At 68.8% G+C, this 24,411-nt stretch carries 26 protein-coding genes; 21 read left to right on the forward strand and 5 right to left on the reverse strand.

What is annotated here, in order from left to right:
• The first annotated feature begins 20 nt into the window (after nucleotides 1-20).
• From DWU99_RS00810 to DWU99_RS00815, 3 genes are all read left to right on the forward strand, one after another.
• Nucleotides 21-383, forward strand: a complete 363-nt coding sequence (locus DWU99_RS00810; RefSeq protein WP_115476098.1) for a hypothetical protein — start codon at nucleotides 21-23, stop codon at nucleotides 381-383.
• A 42-nt stretch (nucleotides 384-425) separates the two neighbouring features.
• Nucleotides 426-557 (forward strand): hypothetical protein, encoded by a 132-nt coding sequence (locus tag DWU99_RS21300; protein ID WP_267897498.1) that lies wholly within the window; start codon nucleotides 426-428, stop codon nucleotides 555-557.
• A 139-nt stretch (nucleotides 558-696) separates the two neighbouring features.
• On the forward strand, nucleotides 697-1,200 hold the full coding sequence (locus DWU99_RS00815; protein WP_115476099.1) for a hypothetical protein: 504 nt from the start codon (nucleotides 697-699) through the stop codon (nucleotides 1,198-1,200).
• 323 nt (nucleotides 1,201-1,523) lie between these two features.
• Here DWU99_RS00815 and DWU99_RS00820 read toward each other — a convergent pair whose 3' ends face one another.
• A complete protein-coding gene (locus DWU99_RS00820) occupies nucleotides 1,524-1,976 on the reverse strand; it encodes a spore coat protein U domain-containing protein (protein WP_115476100.1) in 453 nt (150 codons plus the stop codon).
• Nucleotides 1,977-2,169: 193 nt separating this feature from the next.
• On the opposite strand from DWU99_RS00820, the gene DWU99_RS00825 reads away from it, so the two are divergent.
• Nucleotides 2,170-3,027: a hypothetical protein gene (locus tag DWU99_RS00825; RefSeq protein WP_115476101.1), complete on the forward strand. Its 858-nt coding sequence runs from the start codon at nucleotides 2,170-2,172 to the stop codon at nucleotides 3,025-3,027.
• Nucleotides 3,028-3,165: 138 nt separating this feature from the next.
• On the opposite strand, the gene DWU99_RS20930 is transcribed toward DWU99_RS00825, so the two are convergent.
• The gene (locus DWU99_RS20930; RefSeq protein WP_158543192.1) at nucleotides 3,166-3,336 is read right to left on the reverse strand and encodes a hypothetical protein; all 171 of its coding nucleotides are present in this window, start codon (nucleotides 3,334-3,336) and stop codon (nucleotides 3,166-3,168) included.
• A 1,223-nt stretch (nucleotides 3,337-4,559) separates the two neighbouring features.
• Between DWU99_RS20930 and DWU99_RS00835 the strand changes: the two genes are divergently transcribed.
• Nucleotides 4,560-6,203, forward strand: a complete 1,644-nt coding sequence (locus DWU99_RS00835) for an MASE1 domain-containing protein (RefSeq protein ID WP_158543193.1) — start codon at nucleotides 4,560-4,562, stop codon at nucleotides 6,201-6,203.
• On the opposite strand, the gene DWU99_RS00840 is transcribed toward DWU99_RS00835, so the two are convergent.
• Nucleotides 6,190-6,645 (reverse strand): hypothetical protein, encoded by a 456-nt coding sequence (locus tag DWU99_RS00840; protein WP_233510804.1) that lies wholly within the window; start codon nucleotides 6,643-6,645, stop codon nucleotides 6,190-6,192. The genes DWU99_RS00835 and DWU99_RS00840 overlap by 14 nt on opposite strands.
• 177 nt (nucleotides 6,646-6,822) lie before the next feature.
• Between DWU99_RS00840 and DWU99_RS00845 the strand changes: the two genes are divergently transcribed.
• From DWU99_RS00845 to DWU99_RS00865, 5 genes are all read left to right on the forward strand, one after another.
• Entirely contained in the window at nucleotides 6,823-7,347 is a 525-nt protein-coding gene (locus DWU99_RS00845) for a hypothetical protein (protein ID WP_115476104.1), read from the forward strand.
• Between the two features lie 170 nt (nucleotides 7,348-7,517).
• Nucleotides 7,518-7,844 (forward strand): helix-turn-helix domain-containing protein, encoded by a 327-nt coding sequence (locus DWU99_RS00850; RefSeq protein WP_147292858.1) that lies wholly within the window; start codon nucleotides 7,518-7,520, stop codon nucleotides 7,842-7,844.
• Between the two features lie 89 nt (nucleotides 7,845-7,933).
• Nucleotides 7,934-10,090, forward strand: coding sequence for an ankyrin repeat domain-containing protein (locus DWU99_RS00855; RefSeq protein WP_115476106.1), 2,157 nt, complete (start codon nucleotides 7,934-7,936; stop codon nucleotides 10,088-10,090).
• Entirely contained in the window at nucleotides 10,087-10,788 is a 702-nt protein-coding gene (locus DWU99_RS00860) for a hypothetical protein (RefSeq protein ID WP_115476107.1), read from the forward strand. The genes DWU99_RS00855 and DWU99_RS00860 overlap by 4 nt, the downstream gene beginning before the upstream one ends.
• Nucleotides 10,785-11,222 (forward strand): hypothetical protein, encoded by a 438-nt coding sequence (locus DWU99_RS00865; RefSeq protein ID WP_115476108.1) that lies wholly within the window; start codon nucleotides 10,785-10,787, stop codon nucleotides 11,220-11,222. The genes DWU99_RS00860 and DWU99_RS00865 overlap by 4 nt, the downstream gene beginning before the upstream one ends.
• A 45-nt stretch (nucleotides 11,223-11,267) precedes the next feature.
• On the opposite strand, the gene DWU99_RS00870 is transcribed toward DWU99_RS00865, so the two are convergent.
• Complete coding sequence (locus DWU99_RS00870) at nucleotides 11,268-11,882, reverse strand: hypothetical protein (RefSeq protein ID WP_147292859.1); 615 nt, start codon at nucleotides 11,880-11,882, stop codon at nucleotides 11,268-11,270.
• A 203-nt stretch (nucleotides 11,883-12,085) separates the two neighbouring features.
• Here DWU99_RS00870 and DWU99_RS00875 point away from each other — a divergent pair, with 203 nt between their 5' ends.
• The 4 genes from DWU99_RS00875 to DWU99_RS00890 all read left to right on the forward strand — a co-directional run bounded on the left by DWU99_RS00875 (nucleotide 12,086) and on the right by DWU99_RS00890 (nucleotide 15,737).
• Nucleotides 12,086-12,817 carry a fimbrial biogenesis chaperone gene (locus tag DWU99_RS00875; RefSeq protein ID WP_115476110.1) on the forward strand — a complete coding sequence of 244 codons (732 nt, stop codon included), beginning with the start codon at nucleotides 12,086-12,088 and terminating at the stop codon, nucleotides 12,815-12,817.
• Between the two features lie 13 nt (nucleotides 12,818-12,830).
• A complete protein-coding gene (locus tag DWU99_RS00880; RefSeq protein WP_115476111.1) occupies nucleotides 12,831-15,185 on the forward strand; it encodes a fimbria/pilus outer membrane usher protein in 2,355 nt (784 codons plus the stop codon).
• A complete protein-coding gene (locus DWU99_RS00885) occupies nucleotides 15,182-15,460 on the forward strand; it encodes a helix-turn-helix domain-containing protein (protein ID WP_115476112.1) in 279 nt (92 codons plus the stop codon). The genes DWU99_RS00880 and DWU99_RS00885 overlap by 4 nt, the downstream gene beginning before the upstream one ends.
• A 91-nt stretch (nucleotides 15,461-15,551) precedes the next feature.
• Nucleotides 15,552-15,737 (forward strand): winged helix-turn-helix transcriptional regulator, encoded by a 186-nt coding sequence (locus tag DWU99_RS00890; protein ID WP_158543194.1) that lies wholly within the window; start codon nucleotides 15,552-15,554, stop codon nucleotides 15,735-15,737.
• An 18-nt stretch (nucleotides 15,738-15,755) separates the two neighbouring features.
• Here the strand turns inward: DWU99_RS00890 and DWU99_RS00895 are convergent, their stop codons facing one another.
• Complete coding sequence (locus DWU99_RS00895) at nucleotides 15,756-16,430, reverse strand: site-2 protease family protein (RefSeq protein WP_115476114.1); 675 nt, start codon at nucleotides 16,428-16,430, stop codon at nucleotides 15,756-15,758.
• A 529-nt stretch (nucleotides 16,431-16,959) separates the two neighbouring features.
• On the opposite strand from DWU99_RS00895, the gene DWU99_RS00900 reads away from it, so the two are divergent.
• The 7 genes from DWU99_RS00900 (at nucleotide 16,960) to DWU99_RS00930 (ending at nucleotide 24,279) form a co-directional block, all read left to right on the forward strand.
• Nucleotides 16,960-18,651, forward strand: coding sequence for a DNA primase family protein (locus DWU99_RS00900; protein ID WP_115476115.1), 1,692 nt, complete (start codon nucleotides 16,960-16,962; stop codon nucleotides 18,649-18,651).
• A gap of 1 nt (nucleotide 18,652) precedes the next feature.
• On the forward strand, nucleotides 18,653-19,012 hold the full coding sequence (locus DWU99_RS00905; RefSeq protein WP_115476116.1) for a helix-turn-helix domain-containing protein: 360 nt from the start codon (nucleotides 18,653-18,655) through the stop codon (nucleotides 19,010-19,012).
• 22 nt (nucleotides 19,013-19,034) lie between these two features.
• Nucleotides 19,035-20,096: an ankyrin repeat domain-containing protein gene (locus DWU99_RS00910; protein ID WP_115476117.1), complete on the forward strand. Its 1,062-nt coding sequence runs from the start codon at nucleotides 19,035-19,037 to the stop codon at nucleotides 20,094-20,096.
• A gap of 61 nt (nucleotides 20,097-20,157) precedes the next feature.
• Nucleotides 20,158-21,636 (forward strand): ankyrin repeat domain-containing protein, encoded by a 1,479-nt coding sequence (locus DWU99_RS00915; RefSeq protein ID WP_115476118.1) that lies wholly within the window; start codon nucleotides 20,158-20,160, stop codon nucleotides 21,634-21,636.
• Nucleotides 21,637-21,752: 116 nt separating this feature from the next.
• Nucleotides 21,753-22,622 (forward strand): ankyrin repeat domain-containing protein, encoded by an 870-nt coding sequence (locus DWU99_RS00920; protein ID WP_115476119.1) that lies wholly within the window; start codon nucleotides 21,753-21,755, stop codon nucleotides 22,620-22,622.
• Between the two features lie 70 nt (nucleotides 22,623-22,692).
• Nucleotides 22,693-23,253, forward strand: a complete 561-nt coding sequence (locus tag DWU99_RS00925; protein ID WP_158543195.1) for an ankyrin repeat domain-containing protein — start codon at nucleotides 22,693-22,695, stop codon at nucleotides 23,251-23,253.
• 42 nt (nucleotides 23,254-23,295) lie between these two features.
• Complete coding sequence (locus DWU99_RS00930) at nucleotides 23,296-24,279, forward strand: hypothetical protein (protein ID WP_115476121.1); 984 nt, start codon at nucleotides 23,296-23,298, stop codon at nucleotides 24,277-24,279.
• Nucleotides 24,280-24,411: the final 132 nt, after the last annotated feature.

Raw genomic sequence — 24,411 nt, forward strand, 5'->3', positions numbered from 1 at the left:
TCACCCCAGCCGACCGCGCGATGATCGCCCTCATCCGGCGCCACCGCGATCTGCCGCGCGCGCCCACGACCATCGAGATGGACGACTTTCTCGATGCCACGTTCGTGGCGACGGCGCGCCAACGCCTGCTGGCCGAACACGATCCGCCCTCGATGGACTTTGTCCTCATCCACCTGGCCGCCGCCAACCATCGGGTCGAGGCCCTGCTCGTGCTTCAGAACGACGCCGACGATCTCACGGACCAAGGACTGCGTGAGGCGCACTGCGCTGCGCCCGACGGGCCCGTGCGCGACCGCATCCGGGACGTGCTGTGGGCGCGCACCACGAAACAGGAGGTGTTGGGGACGCGCGGCGCCACACCGGCGCCCAAGCGGCGCATGTGAGGCGTGAACGGGCGGCAACAACCATTCGGCGGGCACGCGGCCGTGAGCGGCCTGTTCGGCCTGAAGAACAAGCCGGGCAAACGTGTCACCGTCCGGGTCACCGACGTGCGTCGGACCAACGCCAGCACCATCGCTCTGACGTGGGCCTTTGCGCCGGGCACCGCTTTCCGCTGATCCCGGGGGTGTGATCCCCTGCACAGCACACGCAGCACACACAGCAAGCGATGCGCGCCAGCGCACAGCGCCCCAGGACAGGCGCTCGGAATCTGGTTGGATGGACGGGTCACCCCCATTCCTTTCCGGAGTTCCGCCCATGCCCCGTTTTCTCGTTTCCACCACCGTCGCCCTGGCCCTCGGCTTCGTCGCCACGATGGCCGTCGCCGGCGCGACGCCCAACCCCCAGTCGACTGTGATCGCCCAGGACCTCCGCGCCGCCGCAAACGACATGGTGGACGTTGCGGCGGCCGCTGACGCCCACCGCCTGCAAGCCGACATCGCCGACGCGCAGCGCCACGGCGCCGACCCCCTCGCCACCGCCGGCGCCCCGCTCTTGATGGACCTGCTGGGCGACATCGGCGACGCATGGAGTCAGCGCAACCACGGCGGGGATTGGGAATACTCAGCCAACGCCGACCCGTCGAGCCATCAGGTCGATGCGGTGAAACTCCTCCTGGCCGACGGCGCCAACGCCTGTGCGCCCACCACGCTGGCCGCACCGCGCAACTACGATCAAGTTCCCATGGCCGAGCGCCTGGAGATCGCACGCTTGCTGTCCGCGGCCGCACCAAACGGCTGCCACGGCGGCCGCGCGCGCTGACGGAGGCCACAAACAACCGCGCCCACCAAGCGAACCACCCGAGGAACCCAACAGCCATGTCCCCCGTCAAAGATTTCTGGATCCGCATCAGCGTCGGCGGTCTGGTCACCGCCTTTGTCTTCGCCGCGCTGTCCTTCGCCCCCGTTGGAGCCGGTGCATGACCACCGCCACGCCCGTCCTCGACTCGTTCCTCCAATGCGCCGCAAGCGCCCACCGGCGGCATGAGGCGCTGGAGCGAATCATCGAGGTGCTTCTCCATTCGGATCCGTCGTCCGCCCCTCCCACGGAACCGACGGGCCACACCGAGGCCCAAGCGCCCGTCGTTACAGGGTGATCTCCACCGTGACGGTATCGCGGTACGTGCCGAGCGGCGCTTGTTGGTTGCCGTCCAGGCGCGCGCGGAAGGGCAGGTCCATCGGCACCAGCGCGGACGTGGATGTGCCCACCAAGGGATGGGCCGCGTCCCATGGGCCGCCGGCGGCGCTTTGCAAGCGGTAGGTCAGGCGCGCGCCCTCCGGTCCCGTGAGCACCGTGCCGCCCTGAATGGGCACCACGCGGGCGACGGCGCCCTTGGTGCAGCGCAGGCGCACCGTGCCCGGCGCCGACACCGGACCATCGCCAGGCGTCACAAGTGGCAGCACGGGCGAATCGATCGTATCCACATGACATGAGGCCACCACCGTCGCCGTGACGGTGAACGTTGCGACGGCCGATGCCGCGAAGGCCGGTGCGGTGCAAGCGAGGCAGGCCACTCCGATGGCCGCTGTCCAGTTCATGTGCGGGTCCTCCGCATCCGTGGTGGGACACCCTCAGGAAAGCACAAACGTCCCACACCGCAAGCGATGCGGGCTCGAAGTTGTGCGCCCCCTCTCAGCCCGGGCACACTCCCTACAGAATCGGCCGGCGCGGCCGATTGGGTGGCACACACACAGGGGACACAACGGAATGCGCAGCACAGGAGTTGGGGCTATGGCCCTTGTCGGGCTGATGGCCACAGCGGCCGCGGTCCATGGGCAGGATCTCGAAGCGCCGCAATGCGGCTCCACGGTGAACGTCGCCTGGGGCGACCCGGCCGCCGTCGTCAGCGACATCGACCGGCTGAGGCAAACCCACGTCAAAGAGATCGTCGAGCGCAATCCGTGCACGCCCGTCACGGACGTGTGCCGCGATGGAGGGACGGCGACGGCGCCCCAACACACATGGACCTTCAACCAGGCCGAACAACTGGTGCGCGTGATGGGGCCGCCCATGCGGTTCGGCCTCGACCACAGCGTCTGGACCTACACCTACCAAGGGACCCGACGGTACCCCACCGCCGCCTCCGAGGACGGCGCGCCGCCCGTGCCCACGCTGCTGGGGCAGGCCGACACCAACGGCGCGGTGACCACCGTCTCCTACGCGCCGAACGGACAGGGGCTGATGCAGCGGGTGTACCGCGCCGGCTATCTCTCCGATGAAGTCCTCCAAGTCGGGGGCGCCGCCGAGCGCATCGACTGCGTCTACGAGCGGGTGGGCCCGAACAACACCTACACCCGCGTCACCCAGGACGTGACCAAAGGGGACGATCGCAGCAAGCAGTACGTCGAGGAGGTCCGCACCTACAACGACAAGGCGCTGCTCATCGCGCGGATGAACACCAACCAGCACGCGTGGCGAAACATCGGTTCCTTCAGCGACATGCTGCCCACCACCGATGAGACCTACGCATACACCGCGTTCGACGCGAAGGGGAACTGGACGGCCCGCAAGGAATGCTGGAGCGCGACGATCAGCGGCGCGCGCCGGAACTGGTGCACGACCCGAACGCGCGCGATCACGTACTGGTGATCCCACGCCGTCGTGTGGGATGTCCTGGACCTCACGGAGGCGCGCGCCTCCGTTGAGCCCGCCAGCGCCGCACGACCGAAGCGACGGCGGTGGTCAGCGCGAGCGCAAGGGCGAACGACCACGAATCCACGAGGAGCGTCACGGCGTTCCCCGTGGTCGCCCGATCTCTTCGAACACCACGCCGGCCAGAGCGCCGATCATGAGCGCCAGGATGCCCCACGTCAGGTGGGACAGGGACAGCACGCAAAAGAGCACCACGCCGACGCTGGCGAGCAGAACGACGAACAGGATGTTGAGGAAGGCGGTCATCCCGTCACCCTAACGGCCGGAGGCCGATCGGCAAGGGCTGCGCTGACAACACACACGGCCCCCACCGCAAGCCATGCGCGCCGCCCCGCAGTTTGGCGTTTCCGACGTTGCCGACGGACCCGGCGCGGGTAGGGTGAATGAACCCCGCGCCCGGCCCATTGTCATGAACCCAACGTCACCCGCCGTCCACCAGACTGTTTCGTTGTGTCCTTCGTTGTGCCCGCCGCCGCCCCAACCCGACGATCAGGGCTTTATGGAGATGACACAATATTGGTGCGCCAGTGTGTTGCGCCGACACCACCGATGGCTCCACCGATTGCGTCGCTACGGGCTCCTCCCCAATGACGAATCCGTGGGCCTTACCGTGAAGGTGCGGTCAGGAATCGGTCACGTGGTCACCATCGACGATCACATGATCGAAGCCGGCCGTCGGGCCGTGCAGGCGCGGTGGGACCGCCGGCACCTGTACCGCGCAGCACGCGTCCAATCCACCCCACCCGAAGTCCAGCGCCGGAGGATGTGACGATGACCGTTCCCCACACTCACGTGCCCGCATGGGATCGGCGCAGCCGAAAGCACGGGGCGTTCCAAAGTCCCCACACCCGCACCTCAGTGCAGGATACGACTGTGAACGGATGTCTCGTGCTGGATGGCATGGGCACTCTGGGCCGCGATCATCGATATCATCGATGGAAGCACAAGTTCACCCGCCGCGCCCAGCGTGCCGGTCTTCCGCGAGCGCATGATGGATGGGCGCGCGACTTCGACGAACTGGGCGCATGGGAGCGCGTCGGTCGCCAGGTTGTCCAAGCCCGCTGGGATCGACGCCGATTGGAGCGGTCGGCGCGCGGCGGGAACGCGCCTCACGTGGTTCAACGCCGCCGCATGTGACCGACCCAAGGTCCCACACCCAGCGCGCACCGCACGCCACCAACGAAAACGCCGCCCCTCGCGGAGCGGCGGTCGGAGGTCGGTCATCCATGATGACGTGGGGCCCCACGTCGGCGCCAAGACATTCCGGCGCTGGTATTGACGCATAGGTGCGCCGTGAATGCACCTTCACGGGCCGGCGCACACTGTGCCCCAAGCGGCTGCGGTAAACTGCGGCAAGAGGCCCTGGGGAGGGCTTCACCGGGACTTCACGTGATTCCCGGTGTCATCCATCTTTCACGCGTGGGCACCTTGGGGAGGGCGGCATGCAGGGCAGGGGACAAGCCACAGGAATGGCCCGCTTCGTCGCGATCGCCGCAAGTTACTGCGCCGCCCTGATCCTCTTCCGTCACGTCAGTCTCCCCAACTGGTTCGTCCTCACCGGATTCCACCTCGCGGTGTTGTTGCTGGTGCCGTATCGGTATTGGCCGGCGCTGATGGCGGGCGACACCGCGCGGTTGGCGTACATCAGCGCGACGTGTTACGAGCAGTTCGGACTCCTCTGGGCGCTGGTCAACCTCGTCCCATCGATCGCCTACTACGCGCCGCTGGTCTGGCTCTTTCGCGAGCGCTGGGGGCTCGGCCCCACGCGGCGCACCACCAACGTGCCCGGCCTGGTGCTCTGCGCGTTGCTCACCTCCCTGGTCGCCATGGGCGTGATCATCGGCCAGATCCTGATCACCCCGAAGCCGCCGGGCTACGTGCTGCATTACGGCGAACTCATCGCGCGCCTGACTCTGGGCAACTTCCTCGGCGCGTTGACCATCGCGCCCATCGCCCTGGTCGGGGCGCAGGTGGCGCGCGCCGCCGGATGGGCGCACGCGGGTTCGCTCACAGCACGAATCGGTCGCATCGGCCGCGCGCTGGCCGACAGCCGCCTCACCTACGACGCCGTGTTGATGGGCGGCCCCTTGTTGCTGTTTTTGGTCGCGGTGGGTCTGCGCTACGAGCACGCCCGATCCTTGGTGCAAATGGCCATGTTTTTCGTGGTGGTGTGGCTCGCCCTTCGGCACGGCTGGCGGGGCGCGGCGGTGGGCGGCACGATGGCGAGCATCGCCATCGCGGTGCTGATGCCCGACACGGTCGACCACGGCACGCTGCAGGCGCAGGCGCTTCTCGCGATGGCCATCACCACCATGCTGCTCGTCGGCGCCCGCATCGCCGCGTTGGACGGACGGGCCGCCCAGGAGCAACAGGACCTGCGCCAGGCGCTGGCCCTGGCCCAGCGCAACGCGCACATGGGCGAGGCGCATCTGCGCTCCACCGCCCTGGCATTGACCCAGATCAACGACTCCGTCCACCGCGCCTTCGCGCTGCTGCTCGGGCGCCTGCGCCACTTGCAGCCGGCGGTCGACGAGGCCGGGTACCGCCGGCACGTGGCCGGCACGCAGGAGCAGATCTACCTCCTCTCCGACAGCCTGCACCCGGTGGCGCTGCGCGAACGCGGCCTGCCCAACGCGCTGCGGGAAGGGCCGATTGCTCGGATGCTCGCCGAGGCGGGCGCCGTCTACTGGGCCGACACACGCGGGCCCGTCAGCGCCCTGGCGCCGGCGCTGCACGCCGCCCTCTACCGCATCGTGGGCGAGATCATCGCCGCGCGCTGCGCCACCGAATCCTTCTCCGACTTCCACGTGCGCGTCCGCTGCGGGCGGGGCCGTGCGCACGGCGGGCGCTTGTGGGCGGTGGTGCAAGTGGACGCCCGGCGCCACCCGGTTCGGGCGCATCACGTGCGATTTGATGATCTCAATCCCCGCCTGCGCCAGGCGGTGAGCGGCGTTGGTCCCCAGGCCATCAGCGACCGGGCCGCGACCTTCGAGGGGTGGGTGCGCGAGCGCCCCATCCGCGAGGGCGTGCGCATCTCCGCGCTGCTGATCAACCCCGGCACGCCGGGGGTGATGGCCCCCGACGTGTCCGTGCGGCGCGCTACGGGCCTTTGAGGTTGCAGTCCACCGGATCGCAGGCGAGCGCCGACTGAGCGGCCGTCAGCGCCGTCGTGCCATCGGCCAACGGGGTGGCCGTGACCGTCGTGGCGCCGTCGTTGTAGACCGTGGTCGGCGCGGCCGTTGGCGACGCACTCGACGGAGCGGCCGGCGCTTGCTGCGGGGTCGCCACTTGCTGGGAGAAGGCGCCGATGGGCAACGTGATGTACTGCCCCGAGGCGGTGCCGACCGCGCCCAGGACGTGCCCGGACACATCGTTGACTTGGATGTAGCGCACCCCGCCGATTGCAAAGACATAGACGTGCCAGTTCGGGTTGGTCGAGACATCCGAGGTGTTCGGGGCGCTTTGGCCCAATCCGGTGGCGGGCTGGGCGGCCCACGCTTCGCTGGCACAACCAAAAACGCACATCATCGCCACAAGCGCGTGCGTGATTTTCATAAACACGTCCCCTTTGAGTTGGTGTGGTGAAAGTGGAATCCGTCCGTGGAGCGCCCAGTGTGCACCACGCTCCGTGGCGGTGGCGCGTGACCATCGCCACGGTGGAGCACATCGGGACGGACGTGACGCCGATGTGAAGCCGTGGTATCCAACAGAGAACCGCCAAGGGAGCCTGTCATGGACGCGATCGCGATGCTCCACCAGCACCTCACCGCCGTCGCCGCGCAGCACGGCATGGAGGCGACGCTGCACGGGCACAAGCACTGGGTGCCGGCTACCACGGACGAGTCCGCGTATTGGGACGACGGACGTCTCCTCAAACTCACCCCCGCCGGGGTGCCCAGCCGGCCGCTCCTGGAACTGGAGCAGGACGGCCAGGGCGTGGTGCGCATCTACAAGCACCGGGAATCCGATCTCACCGCCGCGTTCAAAGGCCGCGCGGTCACCTTCGACTGGGTCGTGGCCTTCATCGCCGCCAACGCCGATGCGGCCCGGCGCCTGAGCGGGCGGGGCGCCCCAAGCGAACCCCGCGAGCGGACCCATGTCCTTCCCACGCCCACGGCGCCCGCCGCAGGCTCGTGGGAGATCCTGCAGGCCGAACGGCACCAGGTGGCCTGCGCCTGCCAAGGGCGCAACGACGCCTGCGCCCGGTGCGACGGCCGCGGAACGTATCAGGTGGACGGCCTGGGCAACCCTGTCTGACGCACCCTCGCTCGCACAGAGGGACCCAACGGCAAGCGATGTGCGGTGCATCGCAACGCCGGCACGAGACCGGTTTCTGGCTGTGACGGACACCACGGCCCGCGCACGACGCCAGAGCGCAGCGGCCTAGGATGGTGAGTCCTCCCACCCGCCTGCGCGAACCCGCCGCCGTGACCACCCGACCTATAGCCACCCTGCACGAACTCCACCAGGCGCGTGTGCCGACGGCGGTGATCGCGTGCGTTCTGGGGGTGCGCGAGACGACCGTGCTGCGGGCGCTGCAAACCCCGCGGGCGACAGAAGGAACCACCGATACCTCCGAAGCGACCGTGGGGCGCGCCCGCTCCGGCTCCAGCGCGCTCGACGCGCCCATCACCGCCCTGTGGTTGGCCGGCCGCAGCGTCCGCGACATCGCCGACGAGGTCGGGCGCAGCGCGCCCACCATCCGGCGCGCGTTGGTTCGGTTGGGGCTGGCCGAGCCACGCCGCGCCCGCTGAACCACACCCGGGCCCAAGCGCGTGGGGACCTTGGCAAGCGGGGAAAACCTCCTAGGGTGAAGGGAACACCCTGCACGGAACCCACCCCCATGGCCAAGCGTCACGCGCCCACCGTTCCCGCCCCCAAGACCCTGCTGCGCGACGCGAACCGTTTGCTCGGCCGACAAGACCACGACAAAGACCGCGCGGATACCGCCGCGTGGACCGCCGAGCAAGTCGTGCGCGACGCGCGCGTGGGCAAAGACAAAGCGCAGTTCCGGGCGTACCTCTCCGAAGGGTTGGGCCTGGGCGACCAGGTTGCTGAAGGCATCGCTCAGATTTACGAGGACCGCGATCGCTTCGTGCGTCAAAGCGCCGAGGCGGTGGCGCGCGTGCCCAAGAGCGGGGCGACCACCGAAGCGCTGTCCCAAGCGCACGAAGCGCACTTGAGCGATCCGAAGACCCGCCAGCACCTGATGCGTCCGGTGAAATCGGCGGCGGGGGCGACCGACACGGAGTGGGCGCCCCTGGTCCACTGGCTGCACGACAGCGAGCAGGGCCTGGCCAAAACCGTCAAAGGGGAGGCCCTCGCGCGCATGGATCTGTACGTGCGCAGCGGCTGGGCGGAGAAGGACCTCGCCAACGGCCGGGCCGAGGCGACCTCGCAGACCGGCGCGTACGGCACCGAGCGTTCGGCGGCGGCCGACCATCTGCGCGACCTCGTCGACGGTCTGCGTCGGAACGGCGACGCGAACGGCCAAGAAATCACCGAAGCATTGGACGCCCGCTGGCAAGAACTCTTCGTGCCCATGTCGGTGAAGAAAGTCAGCCTCGACGGCACGGCCGACTGGCGGCCGGTCGCGTTTGAAGCGGGCCTGTCCACCTTTTCCATGGACGGCCGGGGCACCACAGAAGGCGGCGGGCGCATCGACGCCTTCATCCGCGACGCCAACGACTCATCCGCCTGGCACATGGCCTTTGCCTCCAGCGGCGAGGACAGCCGCCGGCAGGGCGATCAGATGACGCGCCATGTGGGCGGCGTGTTGACGGGCATGGAACTGGGCGCGCCGCCGTTCGGGGAGAACGACCGCCTGGCCTCGATCCATTACTACGCCCCGGCCATTGTCACGCGCGAGCGCGCCGAACACATCGGTCTCGCCGACAGCCGCGGCGTCCTCCGCACCATGCAGGAATCGGTCAATCGGTTGGCGCTCTACGCGCAACTCGATGACTCGCACATCCACCGCCAACAAGGCATCGGCGACGCGGTCCTGGCCACCCGCCACATGGCCGTCGGCGCGGGGAGCACGACCGAGGGGTGCGCGCTGCAGGACGTCGATCCCAAGAGCCACGCGCAGCAGATTGTGGGCGCGATCAAGGACCTCGCCCATGTGCGGTGGAACCGCGCCCTGGAGCGCGCCGGCGAAACGCCGGTGCACGACACCATCCTTCCCCTCGCCATGGCGGCGCTGAATGGCATGGCCAGCCACTACCCCGAGACCGTGCCCGATCTGCGCAAGGCCATTCCCAGCCTCAACGCGATCGCGCGGCAGCACCCGATTTCGGAAACGGGACTGGCCAAGCACCTGAGCAACACCGCGCTCACCCTGAAGCATGGGGACACCCAGCCGCTGCCCGAGCAAAAGCCGCTGAGCGAGGACGACAAGATCGCGCTGCGCGCCCGCATCGACGGCGACCGCGACCGCGCCGAAGGCGCCAGCATCGTCACCCTGGCGCTGCGCGGCCAAGTGGACGCGCGCGACGGCCGGGGGAATACGGCCTTGCACATCGCTGCGGAGAAGCGCGACCTCAGTCTTGCGCGCAAACTTTTGGACCAGGGCGCGCAGGTGGACGCGGTGAATGCCGACCAGCACACGCCTCTGCATGTCGCGGCCGCGGCTCTGCCGCGCACGAATGTGGGCCGGGCCGACAACGGCGCGCTGATCGGTCTCATGGCCGAAGCCGGCGGACGGGCGGCGGTGAACTTGGCCGATGCCGAAGGCGACACGGCGCTCCACCTCGCTGCCGCCAAAGGTCAGGACAATGCGGTGATGCACCTCCTGAAGAACGGCGCCGACCTCACCCGACGCAACAACGAGGGCGAGACGGCCCGCGACCTGGCCGCCCAGTACGGCTCCCAGGTGCGCAGCCCGACCCTGCGGCAGGGTGCGGACAAGACCGTCCTCGTGCTCGACACCGTGGCGGCGCTGCACATGCACGCGGAGCAGCAGACCCAAACCCACCACCGCACGAGGTCGCAGCGATGAGCAACGGCATCACCCGGACGCGCGACGCCGCGCTGGTGCGCGCCACGGTCGATCGGTGCCGCCGGTGTTGGGATGCGGTCCCCTACCTCGGGCTCCGCACGTGGTCGACGTTGCCCGACGTCGCCGACTTGCCGCCGGCCTTTGCCTTCCGCGACACCGAACTCCCGCCCGAGGCGGACATCACCGTGGTCTGCAACGCCTCGCGCTTGGCGGACATCGCGCGCGTGGAGGGGCGATTCCTGGGCCGGTTCGATCCCGCCGACGCGTCGGATACGGCGGCGTGGATCGTCGATCGCGTCGGGTCCCTGGTCGCGGAACACGAAGCCACCAGCGCGCTGCTGCCCATCCTCTGGGACTCCCTCGCCGCGCTCACGCCGCTGGCCGCGCCCGACACCGCCATGCCCGAACGGTGGCACGTGGCGTGGTTGTACACCCTGGGACTCAAGGGGCTCTGGGACGAGGGCGCGATCGCAACGCCCCAGACGGCAACCAGCCTCGTCGCGCGGGCGCGCGGCGAAGCGGCGCGGGTGGGCGTTCCGTTCACCTCCCCAACCCAAGCCGATCGCACCTGCGCCCTGGTGGCCCAGAACCTCCAGGAGTCCCTGCGCGCCGCCGGGGCGGACGGTGTTCACGACACGGTCGCCTGGGGGGCATCCCTCTGGGCGGCCGCCGAACCACACCAGGGCCCAAGCGCATGACACCCCGCATCCTCCTCGACCCGCGCCTCATCCGCTACGTCCATGGGTGGGCAACGCCTCCCAAGGCGGAACCGCCCTGGCGCGACGCCACGCCGGCCGAGCGCATTGCGCTCCTGGCGCCCGCTTCCATCGCGCGCTTCCGCCTGGCCTGCGACACCGGCGTCACGGACACCGCGTGCGCGCAGATGCCCTACGTGGGGCCGGCGCTGTGGGATGAAATTCGGCGCGCGGAACCGGAGCGGCGCGCCCGTTCGATGGGCTGGCTGCGCGCCCTCAGCGCGGAGGAGAAACGCCGCCTGGTAGAGGCGTGGCACACGCTGCGCGACGCGGCCCACCAGGCCCGCGCCGACGAGGTGCTGGCCCAGCGCCACGAGCGAAGGGCGGCCATCGCGCGGGCGCGGGCCCTGGGCTGGACGCCGCCCCAACGCGCCTAACCTCCGCGCACCAGGACCACGACCCCACATGCGGCCCCCAGGGCGTCACACCTGCGCCGGCGGCGCCACCACCGCGATGCCGATCCCGATCGCCAAGGGCACCGCCTCGTCCAGGCGCCGCGCCCGCACCAGGCGCTCCGCCTGCTCCGCGCGGGCGGCCGTGTTCTTTTTGGTGATCCGCTCCCATAGCGTTTGGTCGTCGAGCGGGGCGGGCTTCTTCTCCGGAAGCCAAGTCAGGCCCTGGAAGGTGAGGGGCGCCCCGCCGGGGTAGATGATCGACTGCCAGTACCCGCGGTCCCACACCGTCGCCGGATCGGGGTTGGGAACCGGCGGATCGCCGGTGAGCACGTGGAACACGCCCGTGCTGACGCATCCGACAACGGGTGGGTGGCCCACCTGCTCCAAGTACGTCAGGTAGTGGGGACCGGCGCACTGGAACGACAGAACCACCTCGTTGAGGTGGGCGCCCGAGCGCAGCGCGTGCTTCAGATTCCGCACGCTGAAGTTGGCGTGGCCGCCCGTGTCCCGCCCGTAGATGGTTCCTGTGGTCAGGATGCCGAGGGCCTCTGTCATTGAGGTCACGTGCAGCAGCGCGCACGCCTCTTGGGCGATCGCGCCCTGCGCTGGGTAGGTCATTGGCGGCAAGGGCAGGGTGGACACGGTCAACCTCGGCGGGGCGTTCGTCCGATCGTGCCACAACGCCCGAGGACAGTGTCCCCACCACAGCGCACAGGTCCCGCGCCGCAACTGCACGCCGCCTCACACTCCCTCCGGTTGCCAAGTTGCACCGTTTTGAGAGGGTGAAGGGGAACCGGGGACCGCACCCAGTCCCGAACCCAACCGCCCCAAGGAGTTTCCCTCTCATGCCCCTCCGCCCGACCATCCTGGCCGTCGCTTTGCTGTGCGCCGTTGCCACCGCTCGCGCCGCCGACGCGCCCGCAACGACGCACACCGTGGGCGCGATCGAGGTCAGCCCGATCGTGCAGGTCAACAGCCTGACCACACGCGCCTCCTCCTACACGCTCACCAACCGCACCGGATGCCCCGTGCGCGAGCAGATGCGCGTCGTGAAGTGGACCGGGACCGCGAGCGATGGCGCGCGCATCGAGACCGACACCGCCGACGTGCAGATCCGACCGGCGATCGTGACCATTCCCGACCAGGGCCAGCAGATCGCGCGCGTGATCCACGTGGCGCCGCCCGGTGCGTCGGAGGAGCAGTACCGCGTGCACTTCGACCCCATCGTCGCGCCCGGCGACACCTGCCAGGGCGCGGCCCCGGCCACGGCCGGCAAGATTTCGGCGATGGTGACCTTGGTGCAGCACATCGACGTGCCGCTGTTCTACCGCGGAGCGGACATGACCGCGCATGTGACCGCAACGTGGCAGGGCACGAAAGTTGTGCTGCGCAACGACGGCACGGCCACCGCCAAGATCTGGTCCATTGGCGTCGGCAAGCAGGTGTGGAACAAGCAGGCCAACTACGTCCTGCCGGGGCAGTCCGGGACGTTCGAAACAGGGCACCCTGCGCCTGCGCAGGTGACCCTGGTGATGGGCGACACCAAGCCCGTCACCACGGTCCTGCCGATCCACTGACCGGTGCCCGGCCGTGCCGATCCGCGCCACCAGGACCCGCCTTCGGGCGCTCCTGGCCGCCCTGTTCCTGGTTCTGAGCCTTCCCGCCCAGGCCACCACACCAGGTGCGGCCGGCGCGGATCGCGTGTGGCTGGACACCACCATGAACGGCCGGGCGGTCGGGCAGGCGGTGGAGTACGTCCAGCACGGGGTCGTGCTGAGCGCGCCGGCGGCCACCTGGTCGGGCCTCTCGGTGATTTTGAAGCCAGGTGAGACCGGAGCGCTCACGAATGTCCAGTTGGGCCTCACCTGCACCATCGACACGCCCAACCAGGCGGTGGCCTGCACGGGGCCGGCGGCGCGCTTTCCGCTGGAGAAAGTCGGCGCGGCCTTGCACGCGGCCCTGCCCACTACACCGAACGCCCTGGGCCTCCTGCTCGGCTACGACCTCGCTGTGGCGCGCACGCCGACCAGCACGTCGTGGTCCAGCAGCCAGGACGCCCGGTTCGTGACCCCGTGGGGCGTGTTGGAATCAACGGGCCAACTGGACGACACCGCGAGCCAGGGGCTGCTCTACAAGCGCGGCCTCACGACCTGGACCACCGACTGGGCGAGCAAACGCCTCACCTTCCAAGCCGGGGACATTGCGACCAACCCGGTGGCCAATCTTTCCTCTGCGCTGTTGGGCGGCGTGCGCCTGGCCAGCGACCCGTCGCTCGATCCCTCCAGCCCGTCGTACCCCATTCCCGTGATCGGCGGCGTGGCGGTGGGGCCCTCGAAGATCGATGCGTACTTGAACGCCGCGCCGCTCGGCACGGTGGCGCAGGTCGGGCAGGGCGGCTACCAACTGGCCACACCGGTGGCCGCGGGCGGGGCGAACGCCATGACGCTGGTGGCCACCGACGCGTTCGGCCGGCAAACGACCATCACTGATAGTTTCTATGTCTCGCCGACGCTGCTGCGCCCCGGGCTCGATCGCTGGGACGTGGATGTGGGGGAGGCGCGTGTCGACGGCGGGGACACCTACACCACACCCGGGCTGTCCGCCTCGTACCAGCGGGGCCTGAGCGATCACTGGACCATCCAGGGCGCGACGCAGTCCACCGCCGCCGCGCACAACCTGATCGTCGGCGCGATCACCGGCGGACGGTGGGGCACCGCCGACCTCACCGTGGGCGCGTCCACCGGCGGCGCTGGTGGATCGGTGGAGGGCGCCCCCTCCACCACATCCGGCGCCGGGCGCCTGGTCAACATGGATTACTCCTACGTCGGCCGGCACTTTCAGGTGGGCTTCGGCGAAAGCCTGATGAGCCGCGGCTGGTGGGATCTCGCCCAAGGGAACTACGCCCCGAACGAGCGGGGGTTGATCACCCAGCGCCAATCCACCGTGACCCTCGGGTGGACGCCCACGCCCGACCTCCAAGTGCAAGGCACGTACGCGCGGGTGGCGATGCGCAGCGGCAGCACGCAAGGGCGCAGCGACCTGCGCGCCACCTGGAGCCACAACGCGATGACGATCGCGCTGGACCTGGAGCACGCCAGCCGCGACAACGTCGTCGTGCTCTCGGCCTCGATTCCTCTCGGGCACAACATATCGGTCAACGCGCAAGCCTTGGACGACGAGCGCCAGGGCGCCAGCGGCCAGGTGGAGGCCATGGGCACGTGGACGCGCGGCGACACCTTGGGCCAATGGGACAGCACCGTCGACCGCACCGCGGCCGGCACCGTCACCTCCAGCGAGCACGTGATGTGGCGCAACGACCACATTCAGGACGACGCCACGATCTCGACCATCGGCAACCAAGTCTCCGAGAGCAACACCGTCAGCGGCGCGCTGTGGATGGGATCGGGCGCGTATCTGCAAACCGTGCAGCCGGTGTACGACGCCTTCGCCGTCGTGCGCGTCCCCGGCGTGAAGGGCGTGCGCGTGTATTTGGAAAACCGCCTGATGGGCCGCACCAACGCCAACGGCACGCTGGTCGTCGCGCCCCTGACGTCGCTCAGCGCCAACTCCATCCGCATCGCCGCCGAAGACCTGCCCATCGGTGTCGACGTCAAGGACGTCGTGCAAACGGCCGTGCCCAACCGAAAGTCCGGCACGCTGATCGTCTTCCAGATCGCGGGGCAGACCGCGCGCGAGTTCGTCCTCTCCGACGCCCAGGGGCACCACCTCCCCGTCGGATCGGCCGTCACCGCGCACGCCACGAAGGTTCCAGAGGACACCGTGGTCGGCAACGACGGCGTGGTCTACCTGGAAGACACCGTGCAGGGCGCGTCCATCGACGTGGATCTTGGCAACGACCGCACCTGCCGCGCCACCATCCCAACGCCGCTGCCGAAGCCCGATGCGATCACCCCTCTGACGTGCCACGCCGGAGGAACCAAATGACCCGCACGACGGCGCTGGGCACCGCCCATCGGAATGCCTGCCGGCGTTTGCGCGCCAAGGGCCTCACCCTGCGGGCGATCGCCACGCAACTCGGCATCAGCCACCAGGCCGTGGCCCGGCACCTGCGCGGTGCGGACGCGCCCGCCACCGCCCGCGCCCAACGCCGACGAACGATCGCCGATCACCCCGAACGGACCAGCGGGGACCTGGCGGCCGCCCTGGGCGTGAGCCGATGGACCATCGCGCGCGACCGCCGGGCGCTGAACGGGCGGTAGAGCGGAACCGCTCGACCACACCGGGGCCCATCCGCCCATGGACACCTGGTGCGAATCTGGTGAGATGGAGGGCCGCCCCCGGACGCAACCTGTGACCGACCCCATTCCCGCCGACCGCCGCGCCCGCATGGTCGAACGCTCCCGCGCCACCCGGCAGCGCGTGCGCGACAAAGCCATTGCGCTCATGCGGGTGATGCGTGATGGGGGCGCCACGAATCAGGTCATCGCCGATCTCACCGGATACAGTCCGACGACGGTGAAGCGGTATCTGAGATGACGCACAACAGGACGCGGCTCAAGCCCCAAACGCCAGGCCGGTGATGGCGACCGAGAGGACGGTTACATAGATGTCGACGGCAAAATTCGTCCACGAGTTGATGGCTCGAAGCGCGCGCACCACGTGCGCCGACGGGAGCACGTCGTCCATGGGGCACGAATGTACGGATGAGATCACCGATCGCACCAGCAATCCGCCATCTGTATCGGGAAACGGCAGAAGATTGTAGACACCGTAGATCAGGAAGACGTTGGCCGTGAGGAGTCCCAGCGCGGTTCCCAAGCCCACCGATCCAGCCGCGACGTTGTCCACGTGGAGCAGGTGGTGCAGCACGGCCATCAGGCCGAACGCGAACGCAATGTTGGCACCCGGGCCTGCGGCAACGATCGCCAGAATCTTACTGAGATTGACGTCCAAGCCGCCCTCGTGCGGCTCCGCGTGATCGATTGCATCCAGGTCCGATTCGGCCTTGCCGAGCCTGATGTGGCCGCCGAGGGGAACCCACCCCACCTGGTAGGACACCCCGTCACGTCCCACCCGGCCCCACAAAAGCGGTCCGGATCCAATGACCAGTGCCGTCGGTCGGACGCCCACGCAACGGGCCACTGCAAAGTGGCCCAACTCGTGAACGGCAACGCACATAAAGGTTGCGATGTACAGGCTGACGAGGGCGTCAACGAGGTGGAACAGCATGACGATGCGCTCAGTCCATCACAACGCCGACGGCGATCTGGGCGAAGCCGCCATCGGCGTTCTTCCCGGACGTGGTGGAAGGATTGGGTGCAACTGAAGAGGTGCTGGTCATGGCGCACAACCGTGGTGGGTGTCCTTTCAACCTAACGTCCGGCGCCCGTCCCGCAAGGCGCGTGCGCTCGTTTTGGCGCCCCCAAAACGACCAGGTGTGAGCCCCATCTCCCTGGGGACTGGACAGGCTGTTTCGGATGTGTAGAGTGCCGCCCCCGCCGGACGAACCCACCCGATCGCACCCCCATACGACACCAACGGCAAGCAATGCGCGCCAGCGCACACCTCCGGATCGGAGCCCGCGCATTTTGGTTTACAAATGGGACTCGGTCGGCAGGATGGGTACCCCAGCCCGATCGGGGCTCCGGGACCTCCGTGTGGACCATGGGAGGACCCCGAACCACCCCAGCCCTGCACACGCTCCCCCAGGACACTGGCGCACACGCGACCGCCCGAACCCACCAGGATCATCATGCCCATGACCACCACTGCCTACACCCAACGCCGAGCCCGTCGTGCCGCGCAAAACCAGCAGAACGCCGCGGCCGCGCAGCCGACCAGCGCGGCGCCGACCGCCGCAACCGGCAATGCGGCCGGGGCCAACGCCTCCAGCAATGGCGCCGGCGCCAAGGGGCCGAAGAAAGACAAGGGGCCGTCGATCGAGTTGCAGTGGAGCCGGCTGGCGGCCAAGGACACGCTGCGGCCGTGGCGTGTGCACGCGATTAATGAAACGCAGGCGGCGCTCCAGGTGTATCGCTGGCACGAGTGCTTCCTCCAGCCCTACGGCGCCGAAGGCGGCATGACCGAAGTGCTGAAGTGGTTGGCGAAGGTCGACAACGGCGCGTCGTACAACAACAAAAAAGCGCTGAGTTGCTACGACACCATGATGCGCCACCTGCGCGGCCTCACCTCCCACACAATGCCGGCGGAACAGACTCGCGCAATCGTGCCGCTGCGCGATGTGTATCTGGAGATCCACCGCGACGGACGCGTCACGACGATGGTGCCGAAGCCCGACTATGGCATGACGTACGCCATCAACCTGCGCGCCCACCACGCGCCGGGCACAACGTACACGCCCCAGCCGCTGCCCGAGACATCCCGGTTTCGTCGGTGGCTCGAACGTGCCCAGCCCAACCCGGAGGTGCGCGCGCTGATCCAGGAGCAATGCGGTGCGACCTTGTTGCCCTACAACTACAGCCAAGCCGCCTGGTGGTACGGCAAAGCCGGATCGGGCAAGTCAACGTTGGCGGAACTGTGCCGGTTGATGCAGCGCCAGGGCGTGAGCACACGACTCAAAGACCTCGCCGCACGGTTTGCCCTCGAGCCCTTGCTCGGCGCGTCGTTGGTGCACATCGATGAAGTGGACATCGGCGAAAAATACGATGAAGGCTTGCTCAAAACATTGATCTCCCAAAACAGCATCAGCGTCGATCGCAAGCACGAAAAAGCCATCACCACGCAGATTCGCGCCAAGTGGCTCATTTGCAGCAACGACAAACCCTTCATCCGCGACAAGTCGGACGGCATGTGGCGCCGCCTGTGCGTGGTCGAATGGCGCCACGAGATCCCCGAGGCCGAGCGGATCTCCAACATGCACGAGGTTTTTTTTCACGAAGAAGGCCGCGCGATCTTGGACTGGATGATCGAAGGGGCCATCCGCTTGGTGGCCCGCGGCCGGTCGCTGGCGAAAGCGGAGTTGCCCGAAGACGTGCAAGAGACGATGGAGTACGCCCGCGAAGAAGGCGACTCGGTGCGTGCGTGGCGCCGCGCTTACGTGGTGACCGCTGTCACCGAACGCGATCAATACCGCCCGAAAACGGCGATCTACCAAGCCTACCGCGACTATTGCTTGCTCAACGAAATCCCCCACCTGGAATCCAATGTCTTCTGGCGCGCGCTGCGTCCCGCGCTGGGCTTGGGGAACGACCGGCAACTGACCATGGGCGGGCGCGTGACGCCATGCCAAGGCGTGGCGTGGCGCGGCCCGCAAGCCGACGAGGCGGACCTGGCGGCGCACACGAATGTGGTGACCTTGCCGGTTCCGGCGAAATCGCCGGCGCCCACGCCCGCACCGGTGGCCCACACGGGGGCCGCAGCGCCCGCGCCGCGCCCCACCGCAAACGGCGACGGCGATCTCTTCTCACAACTGCTCGACCTGGGGCTCTGACATGCGCGCCTCCTACGCCGCCGCTCGAGCCACCCGCGCCGCGATCCACGATCTGCGCCGCCGGGGGCACTCCAACGCGTCCATCGCGCGCCTGCTCGGACACTCCCGCGCGTACGTCGGCCGTGTGTTGGGACCGACCCCAACGCTGCGCGCGCACCGTCCCCGCACCGTCCAGCGCCTGCGCGCCCAAGGACGGCCGGTGGAGGTCATCGCCCAGGACCTCGGCGTGAGCCGCACGACCGTGTACCGGGACCTCCAGAACCCGGCGGCCCAGAAGGCACACCCGGGCCCCGAGGCGCGCAGCGCCGACCGGGTGGGGCAGGGGCCTGACAAACGCCCCAAGCGCCGTACACTCAAATGATCCCCACCGTTCGGAGCCGCCAATGACCATCCGCCCCGTCGATCTTGACCTGCACGTGGCCCTGGACGAGCAGCGCCCCGACCAGGCGTTCGCCGCGCTGCGCGCCGGCGCCGATCCGCTCTACGCCTCGCCCTTGGAAGGGATCAGCGCGCTGCACAAAGCCGCTCGGGACGTCCGTCCCGACGTGCTGGAGGTGATGCTGCGCGACCCGCGGACGCACAACGTCCTGGACGCGCCGGCGCGCACAGGGCGCACGATGTTGACGGCCCTGTGCGGGGACATCGACACGATGCACAGCGACGAGGCCGCCCGGTGCGCCCGTCTGTTGCTCGACGCGGGCGCGAACCCCGTGGCGGCCGACGCCACCGGTCGCACGCCGGTCCAACGTCTGGTCGAGAATGATCTCGCTCTTTGGAGCGGGGACACCCTGAAGGTCCTGGTGCAGCACCCCGCGGCGCGCGCGGAGTTCCGCACGCGTCTGGCCGAAACCAACGGCCCCGACGCCCACATCCTGGCCCTGCGTTCGGACGACGCTTCAGCGCTCCAGCACTGCCGCAATCGTGGCGCCATCCTGGAGCGCCACTCGGCTGCGCTCAAAGAAGCGGCCCGCGACGGCCGCCCGAACGCGGTGGCGGACTTGTGCGCGCATGGATGCGACGCCAACGCTGTCCACCTGGGCCAATCTCTCTTGCACGTGGCCGCCTCTGAGCCCGACCGATCCGAAACGGGCGACCATCCGGGCACGATCCGTGCTCTGATTGCGGCGGGCGCCGACGTGCACGCCGTCAACGACAACGGCGACACGCCTCTGCACGCCGCCTGTTACTTTCGCGAACCCGAACGCGTGCGCGCGTTGCTCGACGCGGGCGCGGATACGGAGGCGCGCAACCGCGACGGCGAAACGCCGGAGCAGGTGGCCGTCCGCGACAGCCGGCGGCGCGACCCCTACACCTCCGACGCCCGCGCGTACCGCGACGAAAAAACGGAGGAGGCAGCGCGCATCACGCAGATGGTTCTGCAGCGGGCGGTCGCGCAGGAGAGCGAGCCGGTGCGCCAAGCCCCTACCATGCGTCGGCGGATGTGACGATTTGACGGCGGCCCGCGCGCCGCATGATCCTGTTCCCGGAACCATCCGGGAGCAGACCATGGATCAGCAGGGCCTCATCGACACGCCGCCCACCGACAGCGAACCGGGCACCATTCGTGTCGTCGGACGGTTTGCGCGGAAATCCCCGGTGTGGTGTTACGGACCAGAGGGGAGCGCCCTGGACGCCTACCCGAAGGCCGTTGAAGGAGCCATCAACTGGCTGTGGCGGCAGTGGGCGGAGCATCCCTATCGTGGCACCAAGTCCACGCAGGAGGCGCACGTTCTCTGTGAGAACGGTGCCGCCAGTGACGAGGAGTATTGCGCGGTCCTGGCGCGTGCCAATCTCACCACCCGGCTTCCCATCCACCGACACTGGCCCGGTCCGCTGCTGCATCACATCTTGATCTGTGGAGAGTCCGGGCTACGCGCCCTGACTCTGGACGATCCGCGCGTGCGCGACGCCATCCACGCCACCGACGCCCTGGGCCGCCCCGCGCTGGAGATGGTGGTGGCGAATGAGCAATTCGTTGTGAAGACCGTGAACGCACTTCTGTCCATCGGTGCCTGCCCAACAGGGTCGTGCTGGGGAAGTCCGTATGGCTATCCTGATACCTACACCTATCACGCCCTCCTCGTTCATGCCGCGCGCAAGGGGCGCTGGGACATCGGGCGCCTGCTGGTGGACGCGGGCACCATGTGCGATGAACCAGCGCCACAAGAGCATGCCTGGACGTGGGGGCTTCTGACCGGGTACATGCCGTGGTTGGAACAGGGGCTTCGGGACGGAAACGATCCCAATGCGCCGATCGTTCCCTTTCGACATGACCCCTATCCCTCCCAAGACCTCCGGTCCTCCTATTTGCCTCTTGCGATCGCAGCAAACACCGGCCGGCCCGATACCGTCCGATTTCTTCTTGCCCATGGTGCGCGGTGCGCGGACCTGGACCTCATCCCCTTGGTCCTGGACATCATTAAGGACATCACCGAATCTCCCGCCAACGTCTCCTCCGATGAATGGTCCGTCGCCGCATTGTCATTGCGACAGAAATCCCAGCGCCTGGAGTGCTTGCGCCTCTTGGTGGACGGTGGCGCGTCCACCGCCTGGGTGGATCAGGACACCGGGCGCAATGCCTTTCACTGTGCGGTCCTTTGGTCCTGGACCGGTGAGCAAGCGCACGATCTCTTCCGTCTTCTGCACCACGCCGGTGCCGACGTGAACGCCTCAACGAATGTGACCGGAGACACGGCGCTGCACCGTGTTGTCAAACTCACCCAACGGAGGGAAGGCATTCTTCCCGCGCTCTTGGCTGTCGGTGCTGATCCAGAGCGGCCCAACAAAGCCGGCAAGACGCCGATGGACCTCCTTCGGGACGACCTTGAGCAACCCAACGTGGGCCCCAAAGTTCGCGCCTCCTGGGAATCCGCGCTCCAACTCATGGCGGAAGCCGTCCGTACGAAGATCAGCGACGGCCTGCACGGCGGCGCTCTCGACCGGCCGGCCAAGCCCCGCACAACGAAAAGCGGCGGGCGGATGTAGTCCGATGCGGCACACGGGGGCCTGAGAGCCCTGCCGCAGTTTGAACCGGACGCCTCTTGCGGTGAAGGACCGCCGGGGTAGGGTGGTCGTCATCCAAGCCCCACCGGATCGACCCGATGCCCATTGCCCAAGATCACGTCGAGCACCTTCAGCGCATGCGTCACCGCGCAGGCGGCGCCGGATGGGACCCCCTTCCCAACGTCGTGATCGACGGGCGGGTGAACGGCGTGGACTACTACACGCCCGTCCTCGCGGCCACGGTGCGCACCGTGACGCGCGGCTCCGACGGGCGGCCGGTGATCACCGACGCGCCGTGGCCGCCCGACGACCGCGCCGCGATCGAGGCGTTGCGCGACGCCGCGCCGGCCGACCGTGCGATGGCGTGGTGCAACAACCACCGCGATCGCGCGCTCGCGGCGGCCTTCACCTGCGCCGCCTGGGACACGGCCGACGCTCTGGTCCGCCAAGCACCGCACCGGGAACGCCGACCGCTCCTCGACGGGGTGCTCTTCGAGAGCGCCACTTTGGATTACCTGGGCGACGGACAGCGCACGGCCTGGGCCCTGGCCCGTGGTGCGAATCCCAACGCCCACCGGAGCGGTTGCACGCCTCTGACGGGCTGCGCTCTGACGGGCAACGACGCATCCATGACGATGCTCTTAGAGGCCGGTGCTGATCCCAACGCGGCGGAGGATCAGGATCGGAGGACGGCACTGCACATCCTGCTCGACGAGATGCCCTTGGACCGTGACTCAGAGCGCGGCCATGCGTGCCTGGACCTTTTGCTGAACGCCGGCGCCGACCCCGAGCAGCGCAACCGCCAGGGCCGCTCCCCGCGTTCGGAGTTCGCAGAGAAACTCGACCGAACCACCGACCCGGAGGAACTCCGGCGCGGCGGCGACATCCTCGCCCGTCTGGATCAGAGCGTGCTGACGCACCAGGCCGCGCACGTCGACGCCCCACGTCGGAGCGTGCGGCGGATGTAAGTCCACCATGCCACACCCGGCTCCTGGGGCGGGCGCTGGACGAACGGCCCGATCCCGGTACCGTGGGGGCATGAACGCCCTCGGCCGCGCCGTCCTTCGCAACGACACCCCCGCCATCCAGGCGTACCTGGAGCGCGGCGGCAACGCGAACGCGCGGGTGCGCAACCAGGCCGGTGAGGAGTTCGCTCTTTTGCATCTGGCCACGGCGTACCGGCAGGACTCGATCGTGGATCTCCTGATCCGCTCGGGCGCCGATCCCTCGATCACCGATCCCGTTGGGCTGACGCCGCTCCACTACGCCGCCGCCGCCAACGACGCCCGCCTGACCGATCGCCTGGTGCACGCCGGCGCCGCGATCGACCGCGCCGACGCGGCCGGGCGCACGCCCTTGCACGTGAGTGCGCAGTTCGCCGCCCGCAACGCGTTGAGCGCGCTGCTGGCCGAAGGCGCCGATCCCACCTGCACGAACAAACACGGCCGCACGCCGGCCGAGGTGGCTGTGGCCCGCGGGCAGGTGTCGGTCATCGACGTGCTGCTGACCGCCCAGCGCGTGTGGCATCGCAGCCGCGAGCAGGAGCGCGCCACCGTCGTGCCAACCCGGCGCCGCGACGATCAAGGCCAATCCCTCTGACCGGCGCATGACGTACCATGCCCTCCAACAGGAGGGGGAATCATGGGATCGATTCGGTGGGGTGGGGCGGCGATCGCGCTGATCGCTCTGGGCGGCTGCGCCAACCATGTCTCGGGCGCGTACCTCGCGCGCGGCGGACAAACGCCCCAGTCCGCTTGGGCGGACCTCTTGCAACTGACGCCGTCCGGTGACGGGCATCTGATGGGCACGCTCACCCACGTTGGAATCAAACCCGACGGTTCCCTGGACCGCTGGACGCTCAACATCCAAGGCTCCACGGACGGCCGCTCGATCACATTGGCCGCGCAAGTGAACGAACCTCTGGCGACCGCCACGAACATGTCGGGGCAGGTGACCGCCAACGGAATCGCCCTGGTTGAACCGGGCGGCACCGAATCCTTCGCGCCCAGCACCATGGACGCCTACACCGCCGTGGTGCAGGCCATCACCACCCAGGCGCAACAGGTCCAGCAGCAAGCGGCCCAGGCGACCGCCCAGCGGGAAGCGGCGCAGGAGGCCGCGGACCAGGAGCGCGCCCAGCAGCAGGCGATCGCCGACGCCAACAGCCGCGCCGACGCCCTGGCCACGGCGCTCAGCGCCTACGTCGCGCAGGTGCAGGCCCGCCACGATCTCGGCCCCTTTCACGCTTTTCACGACAAGGCCCTGGCGGCGGCGCGTCACGATCTGGACCTGGAGCGCTCTCTGCCGGCCAACGGCCCGCAGCGCGGACAGGTGTCGGTGCGCATCCACCAGATCGGCGTGCAGGTCGACCAGTTCGACATCCCCTGGAGCCAGTCGGCCGACCGGGGCAAGGACCATCTGGCGGGCTTCGACGCGGCCATCGCGCGCAGCCCCTGCCGCACCCAGCCGGATCTGCCGGCGTGCCCCAAGGAGCACCAGGCCGAGGGCGCCTACCAAGCGGCGAAAGCGACCGTGCAAGGGGAGATCGCCGACATCACCGCCACCATCGCGCGCGATGCCGCCGCGTTGACCGATCTGGCCCATCAGTCGGACGCCGCCGACTGAGGCGGTTGATGGCGTCTGATCAACCGCGGAAGGGGGCGGCTTGGAGACGGTACGGTGATCGGGGCCGTCCTAAGCCTTTGATCACATTCCGCCCGGACGGTTTTGGTACCCTGATCCGCGCAATAGCATCAA

This window comes from Dyella psychrodurans (genome assembly GCF_003363265.1).
Taxonomy (GTDB): Bacteria; Pseudomonadota; Gammaproteobacteria; order Xanthomonadales; family Rhodanobacteraceae; genus Dyella_B; species Dyella_B psychrodurans.

Coding starts and splice junctions, on each gene's coding strand:
- DWU99_RS00915 (WP_115476118.1), top strand. CDS start 20,158: ATGGATCAGCAGGGCCTCATCGACACGCCGCCCACCGACAGCGAACCG.
- DWU99_RS00815 (WP_115476099.1), top strand. CDS start 697: ATGCCCCGTTTTCTCGTTTCCACCACCGTCGCCCTGGCCCTCGGCTTC.
- DWU99_RS00855 (WP_115476106.1), top strand. CDS start 7,934: ATGGCCAAGCGTCACGCGCCCACCGTTCCCGCCCCCAAGACCCTGCTG.
- DWU99_RS00900 (WP_115476115.1), top strand. CDS start 16,960: ATGACCACCACTGCCTACACCCAACGCCGAGCCCGTCGTGCCGCGCAA.
- DWU99_RS00860 (WP_115476107.1), top strand. CDS start 10,087: ATGAGCAACGGCATCACCCGGACGCGCGACGCCGCGCTGGTGCGCGCC.
- DWU99_RS00845 (WP_115476104.1), top strand. CDS start 6,823: ATGGACGCGATCGCGATGCTCCACCAGCACCTCACCGCCGTCGCCGCG.
- DWU99_RS00810 (WP_115476098.1), top strand. CDS start 21: ATGATCGCCCTCATCCGGCGCCACCGCGATCTGCCGCGCGCGCCCACG.
- DWU99_RS00875 (WP_115476110.1), top strand. CDS start 12,086: ATGCCCCTCCGCCCGACCATCCTGGCCGTCGCTTTGCTGTGCGCCGTT.
- DWU99_RS00825 (WP_115476101.1), top strand. CDS start 2,170: ATGGCCCTTGTCGGGCTGATGGCCACAGCGGCCGCGGTCCATGGGCAG.
- DWU99_RS00905 (WP_115476116.1), top strand. CDS start 18,653: ATGCGCGCCTCCTACGCCGCCGCTCGAGCCACCCGCGCCGCGATCCAC.
- DWU99_RS00920 (WP_115476119.1), top strand. CDS start 21,753: ATGCCCATTGCCCAAGATCACGTCGAGCACCTTCAGCGCATGCGTCAC.
- DWU99_RS00930 (WP_115476121.1), top strand. CDS start 23,296: ATGGGATCGATTCGGTGGGGTGGGGCGGCGATCGCGCTGATCGCTCTG.
- DWU99_RS00865 (WP_115476108.1), top strand. CDS start 10,785: ATGACACCCCGCATCCTCCTCGACCCGCGCCTCATCCGCTACGTCCAT.
- DWU99_RS00840 (WP_233510804.1), bottom strand. CDS start 6,645: ATGAAAATCACGCACGCGCTTGTGGCGATGATGTGCGTTTTTGGTTGT.
- DWU99_RS00885 (WP_115476112.1), top strand. CDS start 15,182: ATGACCCGCACGACGGCGCTGGGCACCGCCCATCGGAATGCCTGCCGG.
- DWU99_RS20930 (WP_158543192.1), bottom strand. CDS start 3,336: ATGACCGCCTTCCTCAACATCCTGTTCGTCGTTCTGCTCGCCAGCGTC.
- DWU99_RS00895 (WP_115476114.1), bottom strand. CDS start 16,430: ATGCTGTTCCACCTCGTTGACGCCCTCGTCAGCCTGTACATCGCAACC.
- DWU99_RS00835 (WP_158543193.1), top strand. CDS start 4,560: ATGGCCCGCTTCGTCGCGATCGCCGCAAGTTACTGCGCCGCCCTGATC.
- DWU99_RS00910 (WP_115476117.1), top strand. CDS start 19,035: ATGACCATCCGCCCCGTCGATCTTGACCTGCACGTGGCCCTGGACGAG.
- DWU99_RS00925 (WP_158543195.1), top strand. CDS start 22,693: ATGAACGCCCTCGGCCGCGCCGTCCTTCGCAACGACACCCCCGCCATC.
- DWU99_RS00820 (WP_115476100.1), bottom strand. CDS start 1,976: ATGAACTGGACAGCGGCCATCGGAGTGGCCTGCCTCGCTTGCACCGCA.